General features: G+C 65.3%; 21 protein-coding genes and 1 riboswitch. Of the genes, 7 read left to right on the top strand and 14 right to left on the bottom strand.

What is annotated here, in order from left to right; all coding sequences use genetic code 11:
- Positions 1-14: 14 nt before the first annotated feature.
- Positions 15-902 (top strand): LLM class flavin-dependent oxidoreductase, encoded by an 888-nt coding sequence (locus AB0M74_RS03230; protein WP_364901082.1) that lies wholly within the window; start codon positions 15-17, stop codon positions 900-902.
- Positions 903-929: 27 nt separating this feature from the next.
- Here AB0M74_RS03230 and AB0M74_RS03225 read toward each other — a convergent pair whose 3' ends face one another.
- Together AB0M74_RS03225 and AB0M74_RS03220 are read right to left on the bottom strand one after the other, a co-directional pair.
- On the bottom strand, positions 930-1,748 hold the full coding sequence (locus AB0M74_RS03225; RefSeq protein ID WP_364901079.1) for an RNA polymerase sigma factor SigF: 819 nt from the start codon (positions 1,746-1,748) through the stop codon (positions 930-932).
- A complete protein-coding gene (locus AB0M74_RS03220; protein ID WP_364901076.1) occupies positions 1,738-2,157 on the bottom strand; it encodes an anti-sigma factor in 420 nt (139 codons plus the stop codon). The genes AB0M74_RS03225 and AB0M74_RS03220 overlap by 11 nt, the downstream gene beginning before the upstream one ends.
- 155 nt (positions 2,158-2,312) lie before the next feature.
- On the opposite strand from AB0M74_RS03220, the gene AB0M74_RS03215 reads away from it, so the two are divergent.
- A complete protein-coding gene (locus AB0M74_RS03215; RefSeq protein ID WP_364901073.1) occupies positions 2,313-3,086 on the top strand; it encodes an alpha/beta fold hydrolase in 774 nt (257 codons plus the stop codon).
- Between the two features lie 44 nt (positions 3,087-3,130).
- Here the strand turns inward: AB0M74_RS03215 and AB0M74_RS03210 are convergent, their stop codons facing one another.
- The 3 genes from AB0M74_RS03210 to AB0M74_RS03200 form a co-directional block, all read right to left on the bottom strand.
- Positions 3,131-3,520: a DUF2784 domain-containing protein gene (locus AB0M74_RS03210; RefSeq protein ID WP_364901071.1), complete on the bottom strand. Its 390-nt coding sequence runs from the start codon at positions 3,518-3,520 to the stop codon at positions 3,131-3,133.
- A gap of 93 nt (positions 3,521-3,613) precedes the next feature.
- A complete protein-coding gene (locus AB0M74_RS03205; RefSeq protein WP_364901068.1) occupies positions 3,614-4,393 on the bottom strand; it encodes an O-methyltransferase in 780 nt (259 codons plus the stop codon).
- Positions 4,394-4,463: 70 nt separating this feature from the next.
- Complete coding sequence (locus AB0M74_RS03200) at positions 4,464-5,921, bottom strand: SDR family NAD(P)-dependent oxidoreductase (protein ID WP_364901066.1); 1,458 nt, start codon at positions 5,919-5,921, stop codon at positions 4,464-4,466.
- A gap of 404 nt (positions 5,922-6,325) precedes the next feature.
- On the opposite strand from AB0M74_RS03200, the gene AB0M74_RS03195 reads away from it, so the two are divergent.
- The 3 genes from AB0M74_RS03195 (at position 6,326) to AB0M74_RS03185 (ending at position 8,409) form a co-directional block, all read left to right on the top strand.
- Positions 6,326-6,505 (top strand): hypothetical protein, encoded by a 180-nt coding sequence (locus AB0M74_RS03195; RefSeq protein WP_364901064.1) that lies wholly within the window; start codon positions 6,326-6,328, stop codon positions 6,503-6,505.
- Positions 6,506-6,608: 103 nt separating this feature from the next.
- Positions 6,609-7,754, top strand: a complete 1,146-nt coding sequence (locus AB0M74_RS03190; RefSeq protein ID WP_364901061.1) for an acyl-CoA dehydrogenase family protein — start codon at positions 6,609-6,611, stop codon at positions 7,752-7,754.
- Complete coding sequence (locus AB0M74_RS03185; protein ID WP_364901058.1) at positions 7,738-8,409, top strand: helix-turn-helix domain-containing protein; 672 nt, start codon at positions 7,738-7,740, stop codon at positions 8,407-8,409. The genes AB0M74_RS03190 and AB0M74_RS03185 overlap by 17 nt, the downstream gene beginning before the upstream one ends.
- A gap of 38 nt (positions 8,410-8,447) precedes the next feature.
- On the opposite strand, the gene AB0M74_RS03180 is transcribed toward AB0M74_RS03185, so the two are convergent.
- Positions 8,448-8,798 carry a hypothetical protein gene (locus AB0M74_RS03180; protein ID WP_364901055.1) on the bottom strand — a complete coding sequence of 117 codons (351 nt, stop codon included), beginning with the start codon at positions 8,796-8,798 and terminating at the stop codon, positions 8,448-8,450.
- Between the two features lie 307 nt (positions 8,799-9,105).
- Here AB0M74_RS03180 and AB0M74_RS03175 point away from each other — a divergent pair, with 307 nt between their 5' ends.
- Positions 9,106-9,861 (top strand): DUF4190 domain-containing protein, encoded by a 756-nt coding sequence (locus AB0M74_RS03175; protein ID WP_364901052.1) that lies wholly within the window; start codon positions 9,106-9,108, stop codon positions 9,859-9,861.
- 14 nt (positions 9,862-9,875) lie between these two features.
- Here the strand turns inward: AB0M74_RS03175 and ligD are convergent, their stop codons facing one another.
- From ligD to AB0M74_RS03145, 6 genes are all read right to left on the bottom strand, one after another.
- Positions 9,876-10,877 carry a non-homologous end-joining DNA ligase gene (gene ligD / locus AB0M74_RS03170; RefSeq protein ID WP_364901049.1) on the bottom strand — a complete coding sequence of 334 codons (1,002 nt, stop codon included), beginning with the start codon at positions 10,875-10,877 and terminating at the stop codon, positions 9,876-9,878.
- A complete protein-coding gene (locus tag AB0M74_RS03165; RefSeq protein WP_364901046.1) occupies positions 10,877-11,962 on the bottom strand; it encodes an ATP-dependent DNA ligase in 1,086 nt (361 codons plus the stop codon). Before AB0M74_RS03165 ends, ligD begins: the two co-directional genes overlap by 1 nt.
- 232 nt (positions 11,963-12,194) lie before the next feature.
- Complete coding sequence (locus AB0M74_RS03160) at positions 12,195-12,602, bottom strand: cold shock domain-containing protein (protein ID WP_364901043.1); 408 nt, start codon at positions 12,600-12,602, stop codon at positions 12,195-12,197.
- Positions 12,603-12,632: 30 nt separating this feature from the next.
- Complete coding sequence (locus AB0M74_RS03155) at positions 12,633-13,733, bottom strand: SPFH domain-containing protein (protein ID WP_328402575.1); 1,101 nt, start codon at positions 13,731-13,733, stop codon at positions 12,633-12,635.
- Positions 13,734-13,750: 17 nt separating this feature from the next.
- Positions 13,751-13,984, bottom strand: coding sequence for a hypothetical protein (locus AB0M74_RS03150; RefSeq protein WP_364901040.1), 234 nt, complete (start codon positions 13,982-13,984; stop codon positions 13,751-13,753).
- 91 nt (positions 13,985-14,075) lie between these two features.
- On the bottom strand, positions 14,076-15,011 hold the full coding sequence (locus AB0M74_RS03145) for a hypothetical protein (protein WP_364901037.1): 936 nt from the start codon (positions 15,009-15,011) through the stop codon (positions 14,076-14,078).
- A gap of 278 nt (positions 15,012-15,289) precedes the next feature.
- Here AB0M74_RS03145 and AB0M74_RS03140 point away from each other — a divergent pair, with 278 nt between their 5' ends.
- On the top strand, positions 15,290-18,199 hold the full coding sequence (locus AB0M74_RS03140; RefSeq protein ID WP_364901034.1) for a tetratricopeptide repeat protein: 2,910 nt from the start codon (positions 15,290-15,292) through the stop codon (positions 18,197-18,199).
- Between the two features lie 203 nt (positions 18,200-18,402).
- Here the strand turns inward: AB0M74_RS03140 and AB0M74_RS03135 are convergent, their stop codons facing one another.
- Together AB0M74_RS03135 and AB0M74_RS03130 are read right to left on the bottom strand one after the other, a co-directional pair.
- The gene (locus AB0M74_RS03135; RefSeq protein WP_364901031.1) at positions 18,403-19,122 is read right to left on the bottom strand and encodes an MgtC/SapB family protein; all 720 of its coding nucleotides are present in this window, start codon (positions 19,120-19,122) and stop codon (positions 18,403-18,405) included.
- A 233-nt stretch (positions 19,123-19,355) separates the two neighbouring features.
- A riboswitch (M-box (ykoK) riboswitch) is annotated at positions 19,356-19,527 on the bottom strand.
- 167 nt (positions 19,528-19,694) lie between these two features.
- Positions 19,695-20,324, bottom strand: a complete 630-nt coding sequence (locus AB0M74_RS03130) for a TetR/AcrR family transcriptional regulator (RefSeq protein ID WP_364901028.1) — start codon at positions 20,322-20,324, stop codon at positions 19,695-19,697.
- Positions 20,325-20,340 lie beyond the last annotated feature (16 nt).

Raw genomic sequence — 20,340 nt, 5'->3', positions numbered from 1 at the left:
GCGATGATCACCTCGTGGATCTACGATTCGGCATACAACTCGCCCCGACCGCGACGGAGCTGGGGCAGCTTCGCGAACTGGCACGACTGGCCGACCGGGAGGGACTGGATCTGTTGGGCATTCAGGACCACCCATATTCCGGGGCGCTTGCCGATACTTTCGCGGTGATCGCGACGGTGCTCGCCGAGACCAAGCAGCTGCGTGTGTTCCCTGACGTCGCGAGTCTGCCGCTGCGCGGGCCTGCGCTGCTCGGAAAGCAGGCGGCCACGCTGGATCTGCTCAGCGGTGGGCGTTTCGAACTCGCGCTCGGTGCCGGAGCGTTCTGGCAGGGCATTGCCGCGATGGGCGGGCCGACGCGAACGAACCCCGAGGCGCTGCAGGCACTGGAAGAGGCCACTCGGATCATCCGGGCGATGTGGGTTCCCGGTCGGAAGGCCGACGAGTCCGGCACCCACTACTCGGTGCACGGCGTGCAGTCCGGTCCGGCCCCCGCCCACCCGCTGCGGATATGGTTCGGCAGCGTTGGACCGAAGGCCAACGCCATGACCGGGCGGATCGCTGACGGCTGGGCAGCGCCGATTCCGCATTACCTGCCCTATGAGAAATGGCAGGCCGCGCAACACACCATCTCCGCCGCCGCGGTCGATGCTGGTCGCGACCCCGCGGACATCACTCGGATGGCGCAGTTGGTCGGCCACATTTCCGAGACCACGGGCCCGGTGACGCTACACGGTGAGGAGCCGATCCGCACCGACGCCGCGGGTTGGGCCGGGATCCTGGCCGATCTCGCTGTCGAGACCGGGTTCGACACCTTTGTCTACTGGCCGGAATCTCCCGACGAAACACAGCTGCGGCGCTGGATCGGTGAGGTCGTGCCGCGCACGCGCGCGCTGTGCGGGTGACCGACGCCGGCTCTCGGCGGTGCCAGATCAGTCACGTAGTGCTTGCTCGCGCAACGTGTCGAGGGTTGTGGACAGGATGCGGGAGACGTTCATCTGGGAGCAGCCCAGCTGTTCGGCGATCTTTGCCTGGGACATGGATTCGAAGAAACGCATGATCAATATCTGACGCTGCTGCTCGGGCAGCGCGGCGATGAGCGGTTCGACCGCGAGGTAGTCCTCGACGGTGCGATAACTCGGTTCGTCGGCACCGTAGGTGTCCAGTACCGAGGCCGTAGTGCTGTCCTCGCCGCTGTTGGGGAAGGGGTCGATGGGGGCGGTCTGGTAGGCGTTGCGTGCGATGAGCGCCTGGGTGACCTCGGTCAGGTCGGCGCCGATTTCCGCGGCGATCTCCCTTGCCCTCGGCATCCGGCCGAGTCGCTGCGCCAGCTCCTCGGTGGCCGGGCCGATGGTCTGCTGAATTTCCTTGAGCCGCCGTGGAACTCGCAGCGCCCAGGTGTGATCGCGAAAGTGTCGTCGTACTTCACCCATGATGGTCGGCACGGCGAAGGACAGGAACGACGCACCGAAGGACGGGTCGAACCTGTCGACGGCCTGCACCAGGCCGACTCTGGCGATCTGCAGCAGGTCGTCGAAATTCTCGCCGCGGCCGCTGAATTTGCGCGCGATGTTCTCGGCGAGCGGTAGACAACGCTCGATTACCCGCTCGCGCAGCACCTCTCGATGTGGATCGTCCGCGTCGACGACGGCGAGTTCGGTGAGCAGTGGTTCGATGTTGTCATACGGATCTGCGCCTGGGCGAGCTCGCCGCGGTCGCGGCGTCGGTGACGAGTCCCGCTCATCGGCCATCGGAGCCGCCCCGCACCCAGTGGAAATCGACGACGGTCGGATAGCCGCCGGTGGCGGTGTCGAAGGGGGCTTGTACTGCGTGCACCGTATCGGTGAGTGTGCGCACGATGTGCCATCCGAAACTACCCTGGCCAGGTACGGTATCGGACGCGGCGACGGAGGAGACCCGCACGAGCATCGCGGACTCGCGATAGGTGAAACGGCAGTCGATGGTCGTGTCCGCAGCGGCGTCGAGAATCAGCTCGGTGGCGATCTCGTCGAGTGCCAGCCGAATGTCGGTGACCTCGTCGATCCCGAAATCCGCAATGAGAGCGACGGTCTCGGCGAGTGCCCGTAGCATCACCAGTTGCTCGAGCACTGCAGGCACCCGAATCTCGATGGTGGTCGATCCACTGGCCTGCTCCGTCATGCCTACCGCCTCGTCGATACGAACAGCTCACCGAAGGGGCAAGAATAACCCGCCGCACCCGGCCGGTGGCAGCTACATCGGCCCACACCGTGGCACGAAATTGCTACAAAGGAATGTCCGCTCACGAGCTGTTCCGACCGAGATAGGAGATCGACGTGCGCCGAACCATCGCAGCCACGGACTGGTTGCGAGTGCTGCGGGCCGACGCCGCGGCGCGACACCAACTGGTCTGCCTGCCGCCCGGTGGCGGGTCCGCGACCGCGTATCGGGAGTTGGCCGCGAAACTCGGCCTCGGTATTGCTGTTGCCGCCGTGCAGTATCCGGGTCGGCAGGATCGGCTGGGCGAACCGGTGATCTCGGATATGGAGACGCTGACGGGTCGGATCGCCGAGGAGATCTTGCGTCAAGGGCCGGTCGAGCGATTGGCGCTGTTCGGCCACAGTATGGGAGCGACGGTGGCATTCGAAACAGCCCGCCTGCTCGAGCGCGCAGGCCAGCCGGTCACCACCCTGTTCGTCTCCGGTCGTCCGGCGCCGACCTACCTGGAACCGGGGCGGCTGCACCTTGCGTCGGACGATGAGCTGATCGGTGATCTGGAGCGGTTGGCGACCGACCCGGCATCGGTGCGGATATTGCGCGACGAACCCGGTCTTGCCGAGTTGGTGTTGCCTGCCGTCCGCAGCGACTATCAGGCAGTGGAGACCTACGTCTATCGCCAGGACGACCCGCTCGCCGGGGATATCGCCGCGCTGGTGAGCACCGAGGATCCCACGATGGTCCCGGCGCAGGCCGACGAGTGGCGCGATCACACTGCGGGAAGGTTCGAGCGTGCGGTGTTCGCGGGTGGGCATTTCTATTTGGACCAGAAGGTCGCTGAGGTGGCGGAGCTGATCACAGCGAGCTTGACACGCCACCACCCGGTGGTATGAAACCCCTTCGGGGCGAGTACATTCCGGGCATCGAGCCGATGCGATCATGGCTGCCTCGAGGTGCGTACCCGGCTGCCGGCCCGCTGGCGCGACAACCATGCGAATCCGGCCCACGACGCCGCGACACACACCGCGACGAGCACCCGCACCAATCCGAGCGCGCTTTCCGGGTAGATCACTCCGGTCAGGTAGTGGTCGATGAACCCGCTCGACGGGAGCCCGGCCATACCTGCCCGGTGGCGCGCCCAATTCTCCAGATAGGTCAGCGGACAATCGACCCCGAACAGGACCGTGCCGAAGCCCCATCCGAATGCGATCAGGTGCAGCCAGATGGTGCGCGGCCAGCGCCACGCGAGAAACCCGCCGACCACCACGTAGGCCACGAACGTGAAGTGCACAGCGGCGGTAATGTCGGCCAGCAGCCGGTAGAGCACGTTTTCAGCGTAGTCGTTCGGACGGCACGGTGCAGGCGCGCAACAACAGCGCACCACTCGCCTGCCGGTAGCGCACCTGCTCGGTGGCGGCGTTCAGCCCAGATATTCGGACTCGAGCACCAGGTCGCTGAGCAGTGACTGGTATTCGACATGAGTCTTGTGCTCGATGGTCCGCCAGGACGTGCCTTCGTGCTCGCGCATGTAGTGCCGATAACGTGGTGCGCCGGGCACTTTGACGTTGTCGGCCACCACGATCGCCCCCGGATGCAGCCAGTTTGCCGCGATGATCGTTTTCAGGTCCGGCAGGTATGCGGTCTTCCAATGATCGATGAACACGAAATCCAGTGCGCCGACGGCGAATCCATACTCGTCGAGCAGGCGCTGCACCGTTGGACCGCCGTCGCCGATCTTGCCGACCACCACGCTGACTCGATCCGTCAATCCGGCGTGTTCGATGACAGCGCGGGCGATCTCGGCATTAGCGGGGCCGGCCTCCACCGACACCAGCCGCGCGTCCGCGGATATGAGCCGCCCTGTGCGCACTGCGCTGTAGCCGCAATAGGTGCCCAGTTCGAGCAGGAGTGTCGGGGCGGCCCGTCGGACCGCGGCATCCAGAAGCAGTCCTTTTTCGTCTCCGATATTCATCAGCATGCTGCGATTGCGGGCGAAGTCATCGATGGTGGCGAGCACGCTCTCCGGATCGCCCGCCGTGGCGTTGGCCAGCACATGGTCGCGCAGCGCGGCCTCGCGGCCGTCGCCGACCTGCCCCGTGCGCAGCAGACTCACCCCGCCCAGCGCGAAGCGGATGTTCGACCAGCGCAGCAACGGCAACCGGTCGCGCACCAGCGCGCCGAGCCCGCCGTGATTCGCCATGGAGCCCCCTACGGTTGTCGGGTCGGTCTCGATGCGATTGTGCCCGCGTCGGAGGTCGCGCGGCGGCGATTCACCAGGGCGACGGCTGGTAGTCCTTGAGGAAGCAGCCGTACAGGTCGGTGCCGTTCTCGCCCTGGACGATCGGATCGTAGACCCGAGCTGCGCCGTCGACCAGATCGAGCGGGGCGTGGAAACCTTCTTCGGCCAGGCGCACCTTCGTGTAGTGCGGGCGCTCATCGGTGATCCAGCCGGTGTCGACGGCGGTCATCAGGATCGAATCTTCCTCGAGCATTTCCTTGGCGCTGGTGCGAGTGAGCATATTCAGCGCGGCCTTGGCCATATTGGTGTGTGGATGGCCGGGACCCTTGTACGCGCGGGAGAACTGACCCTCCATGGCGGATACGTTGACGACGTACTTACGTCGCGCCGGCGACGCGGCCATGGCGGGGCGTAGCCGGGATACCAGAATGAACGGCGCGACCGAGTTGCACAGCTGCACCTCGAGCAGTTCGGTCGGATCGACCTCGGCCACGGTCTGCACCCAGCTGTTGGTATGCGCCAGATCCGGCACCAGACCGCCCGCGTCGATCGCAACGCCGCGCGAAATGCGCTCCGGTGTCGCCGATCCCGCGACCAACGCCAGTTCGGCGACGTCCGTGGCGGTCAAGCTCGGCGTGAGCGAGGCAGTCAGCGCGGTCGGGTGCGCCTGCATCGTTGTGCCGAAGCTCACCATGTCCGGCAGCGCGCCCGCGGGCAACGGACCGGATTCGGCGTCGACGAGTGCGCTGTAGGCGCCGGGGGAGCGGCGCACGGTCTGCGCGGCGTTGTTGATGAGAATGTCGAGCGGGCCCTGTGCGGCGACATCGTCGGCGAGAGCGACTACTTGGGCGGGGTCACGCAGGTCGATGCCGACGATTCGCAGTCGATGCAGCCAGTCGGCGCTGTCGTCCATCGCGGCGAAACGGCGGATGGCATCGTTGGGGAAACGTGTGGTGATGGTGGTGTGTGCGCCGTCGCGCAGCAGTCGCAGCGCGATGTACATACCGATCTTGGCGCGACCCCCGGTCAACAGTGCGCGACGACCGGTCAGATCGGTCCTCGCGTCTCGCTTGGCGTGGCTGCCTGCCGCGCATTCCGGACAGAGCTGGTGGTAGAAGGCATCGACGCGGGTGTAGCGCTGCTTGCACATGTAGCAGGGGCGCGGCCGCAGCAGGGTGCCGGCGCTCGCGCCCGCGGCGTTCGAGGTCAGCGGTATGCCCGCGGTCTCGTCATCGATCCGATTCGGCGAGCCGGTCGCGGTCGCCGCGACCACCGCGCGATCCGCGGCCGCCAGCGCGTCCCTTGCCTCGCTGCGACGGCGGAGCTTGAGCTTCTTGAACATGTGCCCCACGGCGCGCTGCACAGCGATCGAATGGGGATCGTCCTTGTCCAGCTGCCCCGCCTGTTCCAGCACACGCAGGCAAATGGCCAGTTCGGCCGGGTCGATGGCCTGGGTATCGGGCGATGTCGACGCGGTGTTCTCGGGCATCGGAATGCGGGTTTATCCTTCGTGAACTGGGGCGGTTGACGCATTCATTGTCGCATCGCGGCCGCGGCCCGCCTGCCGCACCCCGGCCGCATCGTCGGTGGGCTACCCGAGTAGCACCTGAGCCGTCGCCATCCAACCGCGCTCGGTCGCGCGCGGCGAGTCGAGTCAGCGGGCCCGCCGGAATCTCGCCACGCACCTCGGTGCGCTCTCCCGTACAAGTCCTTGATCCTCAGCTCTTTCCGTTGTCGGGCTGCGGCTGTGGCGAGCGACGGTTCATCGACGATGGATTGTCGCGTCGGTGCGTGCAGGTCTTCGACGAAGTTGGCGATGGCTTCCGCGACGAGCAGTGGCTCGGTCACCGGTAGCCACGATGGGTCGGTGTTGCAATCGATCTCGGTCGCGCGGTGGCGGGCCGATTCGCAGAACGGGCGCGCGAAATCGCCGAATCCATCCCGATCGACGCAACAGACATCGACTATTCGGCGCGGGCAGTCGTCGGAGTGGTCGTGGCGATCGCCGATCTGTGGTTGGGATGCGCAGGTGCCGCGCCTGACCTGCGCTACCCGCGCGAAAGCGGCGGATGACCGACGCGTGCTCAGCTTGTTGACATCATGCCAACAGTGGTGGAATGTGATGGGCGAGGAGTCGGCGTGAAGTCCGGCCCCGAGGCGAACAAAGGATTGAGCGATGGCACGCGCCGCGTGGAGTGATGACGAGGTCGAAGCGGTACGGGACCTGGCCAAGACCTTCTTCGAAAAGGAAGTCGTTCCGCACGAGGAGAAGTTCGTCGCCCAGGGGCATCCCGACCGCGCGCTGTACAACCGGGCCGGTGAACTCGGCCTGCTGTGCACCGCGCTCCCGAGCGAATACGGTGGCGGTGGTGGCACTTTCGCGCACGACGCGGCGATCATCGAGGAGCAGGCATTCGCCGGTGACGGCGCGCTCGGCATGCCCGTGCACAGCTCGATCATCGCGCCCTATCTGAACGAATTCGGTTCCGAGGAACTCAAGCGGCGAGTGCTGCCCAAGGCCGCGAGCGGCGAGATGGTGCTGTCGATCGGGATGACCGAACCGGGCACTGGCTCGGACCTGCAGAACATCAAGACCAGGGCGGTCCGTGAGGGCGACGAGTACGTCATCACCGGCTCGAAGATCTTCATCACCAACGGCTGGCTCTGCGACGGCATCATCATCGCTGTGAAGACCGACCCCACCAAGGGTGCCGCGGGCGTTTCGCTGATCTTCGCCGAGGTCGGCGACGACACCCCGGGTTTCACCCGTGGTCGCATTCTGAACAAGATCGGCGGCAAGGCTCAGGACACTGCGGAGCTGTTCTTCGACGGCCTGCGGGTACCCGCCTCCAACCTGCTCGGATCGGCCGAGGGGCAAGGTTTCTACCAAATGATGCAGCTGCTCGCCCAGGAGCGCCTGGTGACCGCGATCATCGCGGTGGCCATGATGGAGAAGGCCGTCCAGGTGACCGTCGACTACACCAAGGGCCGAGAGGCATTCGGCAAGCCGCTGTTCGCGATGCAGAACACCAAGTTCGAGCTCGCCGAGTGCGCGACCATCGCCACGGTGAGTCGCACCTTCCTTGACGATTGCATCGTCAAGCACCTACGCGGCGAGTTGAACATTCCCACTGCTGCTATGTCCAAGTACTGGCTCACCGATCAGCTGGGTATCGTGGTTGACCGCTGCCTGCAACTGTTCGGCGGCTACGGCTACATGACGGAGTATCCGATTTCCCAGCTCTATACCGGTGCCCGCGTCCTGCGCATCCTCGCGGGTAGCAACGAGGTGATGAAGGATCTCATTGCCCGGTCTCTCTGAAGTCCGCAACGAGACGGCGTCGTCAGCGGCCGCGTCCGCCGACGAAGCGCAGCCGCGCAGGCGCAGGCTGGAACCCGACGAGCGGCGCGCGCAGATCCTCGCCTGCGCGATCGACATGTTCGGCGAGCGTCCCTACGCCGCGGTCTCGACCGCTGAGCTGGCTCAGCGTGCGGGCGTGGCGCGTGGCCTGATCAATCACTACTTCGGCAACAAGCGCGACCTCTACCTCGCGGTGGTGCGCCGGATGGTGACCTTGCCGCGGCTCGACGACATGGTGACGCCGAGCGGCACCGATCGCGAACGAGTCGACGGCAGTGTGCACTGGCTGCTGGATGTGATCTCCGAACACGGCAGTACGTGGGTGAAGGTGACAAGTCACGAGGGCGTCGGCAACGACCCCGAAGTGCAACACATCCTCGACCAAGCCGACGACGCGGCTGCTGAGCGCATGCTGCTGATGGTCGGGCGCGCCGATTCGACACACACTGCGGAATTGCGCGCCATGGTCCGCGCCTTCGGTGGTCTGGTGAAGGTGGCCGGGCGGGAATGGATCACCCGAGGCACACTCACCCGCGAACAGGTACACATACTGCTCGCGGACATGCTGATGACGTTGATGACCGAGACGATGCCGAAAGTGGACCCGCGGCGATGAGCGCGGCGGCGGCCCGCTCGGTGAGCTGCTAGGTCAGCTCACGGGCGATCTCCCGATGGCGGGGTGTCGAGCTGTGCGGCGCCGTAACGAACGTGCCGGACATGTCCCGGCGCGTGCCCCTGTCTGCCGTACTTCAGCTCGATCACTTCTTCGCGGCGATGCTCGACGATCAGCGCGCCGATGCCCACTATCCACAGCATGGCAGTCGCGATCGCGCCGATCTGGGTCCAGCCGGTGAACCCGTATCCGGCTGCGGTGAGGGTGCACGCCATCGCGACGACGCCGAGGGCGCACAGGATCAGTCCAGGCACGTTGTAGTCGTCGCCGAGCAGATCGCCCGCGTGGGCGTGCCACGGCCGCTCTTGGGGCGATTCGGTATTACCGAACATGTATCCTCCTGATTTCGAGTCAGCACATGATCAGCGATTTCACCTTGTGATCAGCATGGACCTCGGCCGCGCGATCCGCGAGAGGTGTTTGCTGGTTCGTTATTCCGGTGCGGGCGCGGTGGAAAGTCCCACTGTTCCCACTGCTGCGAAATGTTGCTCCGGCTTCGTTATTACGCTTTGATGACGGCCGATTGGACGTTTCGGATGATCCGGCGGCTGTTCGCCCCTATTCTGTGTCGATATCGGGGCGGGTCCGGGCAGTCCGAGGCTCCTGCGCGGTTGTGGTGTGGAGAGGGACGGACCTGGCATGGCACGGATGGAACGCCGTGAGATCGAGCGCTGGCCAGAGGCGCAGCACGAGGAGAACTGGCAGCAGGAACCGGAACCCGAGGAGCGTTGGCCCGAGACGGAAGCCGAGGGACGCTGGGCGGAGGCGCCACAGCGCGGTCCTCGCCGGACGGGGCGGTTGCGGGTAGAGATTCCGCCTATCGTGAACCCGTATGCGATCGTCGCGCTGGTTGCCGCGTTGCTGGGATTGTTTCCGGTGGCGATTGTGTTCGGCTTCATCGCCTTCGGTCATCCGCGTGGCAAGGCGATGGCGGTATCCGCGCTGCTGATCGGGGTGGCCGAGGCGACGGCACTCGCCGGATTCGTGGTGTTGTCCGGAACGTCATGGACCGATTCGATCTCGCGCGCGAACAAGGTCACCGAGGTGTCCACCGTCGCGGCGCCGCCCGTCGTCGTGACGACGGTCGCGCCGACGACGGTCGCGCCGCCGCCCGTGACCACGACGTCCGCGGCGACCAGCCTGGTCACTCCCAAGAAGGGGACGGTATGTTCGGACCCCGCGCTGATCGGTACGGGCGCGGACGGGAACACCCTGCTGTGCCTGGCCACTCCGGCGAGTGGCGGCTACCAGTGGGCAGGGCCGTACTCGATCGCGACGGCCGTGCAGCAGGCCGGGACGAAATGCGAAGTTTCCGGCGCAACCAAGAGCGCACGCACCGCGGACGGCCATGCGCTCGCGTGTGAGAACAAGGTGTGGGTGTTGTGGACCGAGTAACGCTGCGGTAGCTGTCAATCGGCCTTCTTGGCCCGGCTCGGCTGCACACGGGGCGGCTCGTTGGGCATCTTCGGATACTGCGGCGGCCACGGTGCGTCCATCAGACCGGCTTCCATATCGCGTTCGGACATCGTCAGCAGCGGTTCGATCGATTGCGGGGCACGATTCGCCCACGGATCGCCGAGCGCGACCAACCGCGCGGGCACGGTGGCGATGGTGAGTTCGTCGGGGACGATGGCATCGAGTTCGCACCAGGCGATCGGCGTCGACACCTGGGCGCCGACCTTCGGGCGTACGCACCAGGCGCCGAAAACCGTTTTGTGCGGCGCGTTCTGGTTGAAGTCGACGAACACGCGACTGCCGCGCTCCTCTTTCCACCATTGCGCGGTGATTTCGTCGGGATGGCGACGCTCCAGCTCACGAGCCAAGGCCACCGCGGCGGCGCGAACCTGGTAGCCATCCCAATTCGGTTCCAGCGCAACATAAATATGCAGACCGCGAGAACCAGAGGTTTTGATCGAGGATTCGATGCCGAGTTCGGTGAACAGTGCGCGGGTCAACACGGCGGCATGCTTGAGATCGTCGAAGGTGATACCCGGCGAGGGGTCCAGGTCGATGCGCAGTTCGTCGGCGATCTTCAGATCGTCCACCTGATTGGGCCAGACGTGAAAGCCCAAGCAACCCTGGTTCACTGCCCACAGGATATGCGCGAGATCGTGCGCGACAAGCGCGTCGCTGGTGGTCCCGTTGGGTGTGGAGACCTCGACGGTGTGCAGCCAATCCGGCGCGGATTTCGGCACCCGCTTCTGGAACCACGATTTCCCCGACGCGCCATCGGGATAGCGCTCGAGTAGTAGCGGTCGATTGCCGACCACGTTCAGGAACGGTTCGGCGACCGCCTGGTAGTAGCGCACCAGATCGAGTTTTGTTTCGCCGCGCTTGGTGAAATAGATCTTGTCTGGATTGCTGATGGCGACGGTTCTGCCGTCCACCTCGATATCGACGGACGCGCTCATCACTTTTCCCGGATATCAGTGAATAGGGTGCTCAATTCGGCGGGCGCGACCTCGTCGAGCTGGGCGTAGGTGCATGATTCCGGGGTTCGGTCGGTGCGGAAGCGAACCAGTCTGCCGCCATGGCGCAAGCGGCCCGACTGTACGTGTTCGTAACGGACCTCGGCGACCAACTCAGGGCGCAGCGCCTCCCAGGACAGGTCCTTGCCGCCCGTCCATCGGCTCACCCCGCCCGGCATCTTGCCATCGGCCTTCGCCTGCGCGGCCGCATCGGCCCATTTCCGCCACGGATGGTTTTCCAGTGCATGTTCGCGCAACGGTTTCAGCTCCTCGACCAACGACTTGCGCTTGGCCGCAGTGAAACTGCTCGCCACCCCGACGTGATGCAGATGCCCTTCGTCATCGAAAAGACCGAGCAGCAACGAGCCGACACCCTCGCCGTCCTTGTGCCAGCGGAAGCCGGCGACCACACAGTCCGCGGTGCGCTCGTGCTTGATCTTGAGCATCACCCGTTTGTCCCGCAGGTAGGCCAGATCATTCGACTTGGCCATGACGCCGTCGAAGCCTGCGCCCTCGAACCGGGTGAACCAGTCCTCGGCGATCTCGGGGTCCTCGGTGATCGGGGTGAGGTGCACCCTGGCGAATTCGGTACCGAGAATGGTCGCCAGCAGTCGCCTCCGTTCGGCGAATGGCTCGCCGGTCAGATCCTTGTCACCGAGTGCGAGCAGATCGAAGGCGACGAAACTGGCCGGTGTTTCCGCGGCCAGTTTCTGCACCCGTGAGGCCGCTGGGTGCAGACGATTCTGTAGCGTGTCGAAATCGAGGCCCTGGTCGGTGACCACGACGATTTCGCCATCCACCACGCATTTCTCCGGCAGCGCCGTCTTCAGCGATTCGGCGACCTCGGGGAAATACCTGGTCAGCGGGCGGTCGTTGCGTGATCCGAGTTCGATCTCGTCGTGGTCGCGGAAAACGACGCAGCGAAAGCCGTCCCATTTCGGTTCATAACTCAGGCCCGGCTCACGCGGTACCGCCGGGGCTGTCTTCGCGAGCATCGGCCGAACTGGTGGCATCACCGGTAGGTCCACGCGTTCCTCCTCGGTTTGTTCCTCACCCGTGTCGACGACGTAGCCGACGAAAATTCATCGGTTATCGAGGGCTGAGGGTCCGGCTCGATCGTAGGTCCCAGGTCCGACAACGTCGTGAACTTCGGGCAACCGGGCCGCGGTGGTGTCGGGCCGGACAGCCGGTGTACGGCGGTCTGGAGCTGCGGTGATCGGCCGCAGCTCCAGCGCGGCTACCTTCGTGTTCGGGCCGAGGTCAGTCGAGCCAGCCGTGCTGGTCGGCATAGGCGGTGAGGCGATCGCGGATCGTGAGGATTTCGCCCGCGGTCAATGCCGGGCTCGCGTCCAGGAGCAATTCGGTGATCTGGCGCTTGTGCTCGGCGGCCGTCAGCTGGCCGGGGGCGGCTGATCGGTCCTTTTTGTGCCGAGGGGGAGGAGCCGATGCTGCCTGCTGGCCACCGACCACGGTCAGATTGACCGCTTTGGGTCCCCGGTCGCCCTCGGTCACCTCGAATTCGAACACCCGACCCTGGCGCAGCTCGTCCTCGTCGAGACCGATGTCGTTCACATGGACGAACACATCCGGTCCACCGTCATCGGGACGAATGAACCCGAACCCCCGAGAGCTGTCGAACGACACCAATTTCCCGATGGACACCAACACCCGCTCCTCGCCGTTTGCTATTCGGCCACTTTAGCTCGCATTTTCCCCGTCGTTGGATGAAAGCGCCTTTTGTAACGAATTGAAGACGGTGAGTCCTTGACCGACCATTCCGTTGACCAATTCCCCGACGCCGTCCGGCCCGTTGAGGACTGTGAGGTTCGCGTTCGCCAGTCCGTTGGACGCCTGCTTGACGATCTCCGGCAACTGCTCGATCAGCAACTGGTCCAACGCGATTCGATTGTTCGATGCGGCCGCGTCGGCCTGGATCCTGGTCCGGTCGGCCTCGGCCTCGGCCAGGATCCGCACCCGTTCCGCTTCCGCGAGTGCGGGTTTCACTACCTCGGCCTGCAATTGTTGCTCACGCAGTTCGGCTTCTTTGCGGGCCTGCTCGGCCTGCGCGGTCAGTACCTCCTGCATGGCCTTGGCCTCGGCCAGTGGCCCTGCCTGCGCCGCCTCGGCATTGGCTTTGTCGATATCGCGCTGATACTGAGCCTTCAGGATCGCGGTCTCGCGCTGGTACTCCGCCCGGCGGCGCAACGATTCCTGCTCGGCCTCCGCCGCGAGCTGCGCGGCCTGTGACTGCGCGATCTGGGCGTCCCGCTGCACCGCGGCATTGTGCGGCGCCGCGAGTGCGGTGATGTAGCCGAGGTTGCCGTCATCGATGGACTGGATCTGGAAGGAATCCACCCACAACCCGATATTGCTCATCTCGACTTTTGACGCGACAAGCACCTCGTCGGCGAGGCGCTGCCGTTCGCGAATGATTTCCTCGACCGTCATCGAACCGACGATCGAGCGCAGATGCCCGGAGAAGATGCGCCCGGTGAGCACCGACATCTCCCGCTCCTGTTCCGACAGGAAGCGTTGTGCCGCATTGACGATCGACTTCTCATCATTGGCGACCTTGAACGCGATCACCGCACGCACTTCGAGCTGGATGGCCTGTTTGGTGACGCAGCGCTCCTTGATTTCCGCCTCGAACATCGCCAACGACAGATAGCTCACCTTGCGGAAGAAGGGCATCACCCATTTGCCGCGTCCGATCACCACCCCGAACGGCACATCGTCCTTGCTCTTGGCGCCACTGACGAGCATCGCTTCGTCCGGATCAGGTACGTGATACCCCAGCACGTCGACTCCCTACTTGTTTACATTCTCTCGGGTAGATCCGTCTGCAACGGAATCCACGGAACTACATCGACGATCCGTCCCGGATTGACGGTGATGATCAACACGGTGGTGCCCGCTGGAATCGGCTCCTCCGCCCGTGCGATGTAGAGCTCCGTCCCCCCGCGAATCGCCACCAAAACCTCACCCAACATTCCGGCACCCCGAATCGCCGCCGTCAGCGTACCCGTCAAACCCCGCACGGGGTCGGTCATCGCGGTGAACTCCTCGGACTAGACACCAGGGCTGTCAGCCTACGCGGCGGAGCGGAATTCGTCTCCGGAGTAAACGGCGTGGGGTCGTCGATTACGGGTGTTGCTGTTGGCTCAGTGCTTCGGCGACGATACGGCCGACCGAGCGCTTGGTGAGATAGTGCGCGGCGTCGTGCGGCTGTGCGCCATTGTCGATGGCGGGATGTGTTGTCGGTACGACCGTGCCGCCGGGGCAGGGTGGGAAGAAAGGGGCCAGGTCCAGGTGCGCGGCGACGATATCGTCACGGTCGGCGATATTCTCCCAGCGGGCGAGCGCTGGTGGAACCATCGGCGGCTGCGGACGCAGGCGTGGATAGATGATCGACTGCACAGCGAGCGGGGATCCGAGGGTGACCAGCGTGACCGGCCCCCCGGTGTGGTGCATGGCCTCGTAGGCGACCACTGAGCCGAGTGAATGTCCGATGACCAGTCTGGTCTCTGGTCCGATCAGGTCGAGCACCTGCTGCTGGGCATACTTGCGCACGGCTTCGTCGGAAAGGTACCGGGTTACCTGCGCCAGCGACCGGTTGACGAACTTTTCCGCGAGCCCGAATCCGAAGGGCGCGAACCACTTCAGTTTGGCAAGCGCGTTGGAGGCGAACCTGGCCTTCGCGCCGATTCCCTGGTGGCCCGCGTCGCCGAGTGCGGCGTTGTCGAGGTAGCGCCGTGCTTCCATCTGGTCTCGCGAGTTTCCGGCCTGCGCTGCCGCTGTCGCGAGCCACGCCGCGGCGAGCTGTTCGCCGAGTTCCTGATCGCCGTCGCCGATCGCAGCGGCGCCACCCTGAGCGCTGGGATCCAGAAAAGCGTTGCCGTAGAAGGCCATCCGAACCTCGGGTGCCCCCGGCAGCGGCCCGCGCCACAACCGATCGGCTAGTTCGGGATGCCCGGCCGCACGAACCCCGCCCGCCAGTGCGGGAATCCACTGGGCCTCCAGTACATCCGCTGCATATTGTTCCTGCGCGATGCCGTGTACGAGCACTATCGCTGCCATATTTCACGGCCCCCGGTTGTCACTCGCCACGGTGTGGCGTTCTAGTACGTTCCTATCACGGTCGGAAGAACGCGGTGGCGGTCCGCGCAAAGATGCTAGGTCCGGTGGTCGGGTTCCCTGGGACTGGGGGTTGCCCGATGGGAGGAAGCTGGTCGTCGGATCCGAGCCCCGTTGCGAGTCGGGGTTCCTCACTGCGGGCACAGCAGTGACCTCGCTGCCGCCGCTGGAAGACAGCCAATGTGGGGTTCCCGTTTCGAGAGGGAAGGTAGGTTGCCCGAATGGGAGGAAGGCTCGCGCTGGTCGTCGGATCCGAATGCGGGGCGCTGGGGGAACTGGGATTCACCGGCGAACTGGCCACCGGTCTGTACGAGAGTTTGAAAGCGGCAGGCGGCTGGCGGGCCGCGACCGGCGCCGACGGGCCGTTGCTCAATCCGACTGCGGCGCAGCTTAGTTCGGCGGTCGGCGCAGCATTCGCGGCCGCGGCGCAGCAGCAGGCCACGCTGTTGATCGGGTTCATCGGGCACGGGACGGCGACCAGTGCCGAGGACTTCTTTCTGCTCGGCCAGGATTCGCCATCGATGCCGGACTCCCACACGGCATTTCATCTCACCCAGGAGATTCGGGAGCGACTGAACAGGTCGGCGCTCGATGGGCTGGTGGTGCTGGTGGACGCGTGCGAGACCGAACAGGGCCTCTTCGGTGCGGCCCGTCGATGGCCGGAACTGCTGGCCAGGGCGGCGGGTCGGATGGAGCTGTTGGTCGCCGCGGGTGACGGCCCTGCTTATGCGGGCTGCTTCACTCGAACGATGTTGTCCACCTTCGCTTCCGGGCTGCCGTTGCGTGGCGAGAATCTGCTGCCGTCGGATCTTGTCGACCCGATCGCGACGGTATGCACCAGGCAGCAGCCCGAACATCTGTCCTTCACCTCGGGCACTGTTGCCGTCAGCGAGGGTGGCGACCCCGGCCTGTGGCTGGTGCCGAATATCGCACGCCGTCGGGATGCGGTCACCGACCGGCCGGCCGCGGGGTTTGTCGACCAGCTGACCAGCAGATTGTTGCTCACCGCCGCGGTGCGAGAGACCCTCGACGACGTCATCGAAGCAGGCGGCAACCGATTGCGCGGCGTCATCGGCCCGCCAGGTGTCGGCAAGTCGACCCTGCTGGCCATGCTGATCCGGCCAAGTCTCGTCGACACTCTGCCCATCTCGCCCGAATACATCACTGCCGCTATCTTTTTGACGGTGAACAGTTCGGTCGACGCGGTGGCCGTCGAGCTGTCGGCGCAGTTGACTGCCAGGGTGCCCGGGTTCGCCGCGGCCGCGCGGACCGCACGTGAGTTCGACGAACACAACAGCACCGCTCATGACGTATTCGACATCGAGGTGCGACATCCGTTGGCGCGGTTGGCAAAAGACGGTAGACGTGTCACCGTGATCGTCGACGGTCTCAACCATCCGGAAGTCGGAACCCGACAGTTGCTGATCGACGTCATCGCCGACCTGACGCGGAGCGATGATCTCCGTCATGTGCGGGTCATCCTCGGCATTCGGCAGGGCATGGGGATCGAGGATGCTCCGGCGCTCGCCCACATGCATCGCATCGTGGTCTCCGAGCCGGTCGCCGAGGACATCGCTGCGACGGTGGAGTCGGCGCGCGATAGTCGTATGGTGCTCGACGAGCGTGAGTGGACAGCATGGACGGATGTTCTCTTGGCTGAAACACCTTCGACCCGTGGTGATTCCGACTCGGTGACAGCCGGTTGGCTGATGGCTCGACTAATGACCGAGATTCCCGGTGCGGTGGTCGATCAGGCGATGCTGCGCGATGTCGACCTCGACGATGTGGTGGCCTTGCGTATCGGGGCCGCCGTGCAGGTCGCAGGTGAGGCGACGGCCGCGACGATCGGCGCGCTGCTCGGTGTCCTTGCCGCCGCGGGCGTCGGGCCCGCACTGCCGATCGAGGTGCTCGACGGGGCGATGGCGTGGATGGGCCACCAGACCAAGTTCGCCCGCCTGCGTGACCTCACGGTCGGTCTCGGCTCGTTGGTCACCCGTAGCCGTCCGGGCACCGCCCGTGAGGCGGTCGGAGTGACCCATGCCGCGTTGCTGGCCGGACTGCGGACCGAATGCCGCAGGCTCGGAGTGGAACTCGACGACGGCCACCGGGCGATCATCGCGGCGATCGAGGACAACGGCACCAAGAGCGCTACCACTTACGCCCGCGGCGCGGCGGTGCGACACTACCTGGCCTGCGGCAGTTCCGAGGCCGCCTTCGACTTCCTCGAGCAACTCCAGACGCCGCGCGCCGCCGACAATCGCGACCTGTGGTCGGCGTGGCTGCCGAGCTTCACCGCGGTCATGGGCGCAGATCATCGCGACACCCTGCGTGTGCGCAATCGCCTCGCGAACAGCCGCGGCCGCAGTGGCGACATCAACACCGCCATCGAAGAACTCGAGAATCTCGGCCGTGATCTGACGCGAGTGCTCGGTGATCAGCACATCGATACTCTCACCACTCGCCTCCACACCGCCGACTGGCGGGGGCATACCGGCCGTTTGGAGCGCGCTGTCGCCGAACTCGAACGGCTCGTGATCGACTACCTGCGCGTATGCGGCGCCGACCATCCGTGGACTCTGCGTGTGCGCAACAGTCTGGCGTATTGGCGCAGCGAACGCGGTAGCCTGCGCCGCGCCATCACCGAATTCGAGCAGATCATCGAAGACCAGTCGAAGATTCTCGGTACCGCCGACCCCGAAACCCTGCGTACCCGACATGATCTCGCGCGCAGCCGCGCGATGGCGGGTGAAATAGACCGTGCCCTTGTAGAATTCGAACAGCTGCTCACCGATCTGAATCGCTTGCTCGGCCGCGACCACGCCCAAACCGTGCGTACTCGCAACAGCATCGCCCGATGGTTGCGGGAGGGCGGCGAAACGGCGAGGGCGATAGCGGAATACGAGTCCCTGCTCACCGACCAGGTCCGCATATTCGGCCCGGACCACCCCGATACCCTCTACACCCGCAACTGTCTGGCTGCCTGCCACGGCGAAGCAGGCGACATCACCGGCGCAATCGTCGAATACGAACAACTACTCGCCGATCAGGAGCGCGTCCTCGGCGCCGACAACGCCCACACCCAACTGACCCGAACCAACCTCGACTTCTGGCGCGCCCAATCAGGCCGATAGCCCGGTGCCCGAGGGCGAGTGGCACCCGTTCGGGCAGTGCGGCGATGTCACCGGGATGCCACTCGGTCACGCGGGTTTCGGTTCGAAGGGCATGGTCATGCTCGCCGAGACGCGCGCGATGGGCCCTGATCAATGCGGTCGCGGCTGACGTGCGGTTGCGCGGCCGATCGAGGGCATCGCGCGAGGGTAGCAACGCGACAGGGTCATGCCTGCGCACTGTCCGCCGTCTCGGGCACCGAGATATGCCAGCCGACGCTGGTCACCGACGGCTCCAGGCTCAGCCTGCTCACCGCCGACTCCATCTGCCGGTCATCGCGCTGGTCACCGGTCAGCTCGGCGCGGACCTCCACCCGGCCTGGGAGATCGGTGTTCGCGCTGGCCACCGAAACCAGCCGGAAATCGGTGCGCGTCAATGCTTGCACCAGCAGCGTGCGGACATGAGCCTCGTGCTCGTCATCGGTCACGGCGACGAAGGCGTAGGAAGCAGGTTGCTCATCCGACGCGTCGGGCTGGCGATCCACGGCCCGCCCGGCCGCCCGCAGGGCGATGTTGACCACGACGACCGCAACGGTGCCCGCCAGTGCGGTGCCGAGCATCCCCGCTCCGGCCAGCGCGCCGACGGCCGCCGAACACCAGAGTGTCGCAGCGGTATTCAATCCACGCACGTTCAAACCGTCGCGGATGATGACGCCCGCGCCGAGAAAGCCGATTCCGGACACGATCTGGGCCGCGACGCGGGTCGGGTCGGCGGTGGCGCCCTCGAACCCGTTGGCCGACAGCAGGACGAAAAGCGTCGCGCCCGCGGAGACGAGGGCATTGGTGCGCAGGCCCGCACCCCTGGCCCGGTACTGCCGCTCGAAGCCGATCACTGTGCCGAGGCCGACGCCCGCGAGCAGCCGAATGATCATTTCTACCGTTGACATCACGCACTCCCTGACTGGTCGGCGCACCATCGAACAGCAGACTACGGGGCTCGTCCCGTTCCGAAATCGGCTGTGGAGGTGTCACCGGGTGAACAATTGGCTAATAGGGTTCTCGGACTATCTCCGTCGGGCATCCGGCTCACCTCCTTCGGCTGTTGTGCGCACGGCAAAGCCGGGCGCGGTCTCGGCAATCGCTGCGGTGTATGCGTGGGGATCCGGCAAACAAGCCGGTGGAAACCCTCCTCGTCAGACCTTTGGCACTTCACGGCGTAAACCTGACAGGTGTCGGGAGCCAATCGGGATCACCCCTTAATCCGGGGAGATCTGTCCTGACCCGGGGCGTCTCTCGACGTTCGAGGTCGCTGGCCTGTATCCGTGAAGGAGCCTCAGCGAACGATCGGCACCTTGCGTTGGCCAGTAAACACCCAAACGGAAGTATTGGCAATGCGAGGTCCGGCCACGCGTCCGTCCCGGCGTTTTCCAGGATTCATCGCCTACGGTTGTCTGCCGGCGTCCGGGTGCGGGGTCCAAGGGTGACTGTGGTGGGTTTCTTTGTGCTCGAGAACACTGCGTCAAGACCGATAGAGGCCGCGGTAGACCGCGATCGTTTCGACGCAGTGGTCGATGATCTCTTCCCTGGTGGCGCGCAGCGAACCGTTGAGCCACGCGGAGAACATGCCCGCATTACCGCTGGCCATGGTGACCGCGGCCAGACGGCGGCGGACCGGGTCTTCGATATGGGCGAATAAGTGGTCCTGCATCAGGCGGGTGAACACCGGCATGACCGCGATGGTGGTCTGGCCGAGGCCGGTGCTCGAATACGGCTCGACCAGAAACAGTCGCGACTTGCGCGGATCCGCGAGCACCTTGTCGACGAGCACTTCGGAAAGCGCATGATCGCGCGCCGGATCGTCGGTGGCGGCGAATGCGGTCATCGGCTCGAGGAACTCGTCGGCCACCTGGCGATAGAGCTGGTCGAGCAGTTCGTCGCGGCTGGCGAAGCTCTCATAGAAGTACCGGTCGGTGAGATTGGCCCGTCGACACACCGCGCGCATGGTGACCCCGGCAGCGCCGGACTCACCGATCAGGTCCAGCGCAGCTTCGAGCAGCGTGGCCCGCCGCGCCTGCCTGCGCTCGGTGAGCGTCGTGCCGCCCCAGATCCGGGGACCGGCGTCGTCGTCTGATTCCTGCCCTGTCTGCACCGTCTCACATTAATAG

Origin of the sequence: Nocardia sp. NPDC051463, from assembly GCF_040681975.1 — a bacterium.
GTDB lineage: Bacteria > Actinomycetota > Actinomycetes > Mycobacteriales > Mycobacteriaceae > Nocardia.
This window is presented reverse-complemented; position numbering and strand designations above follow the sequence as displayed.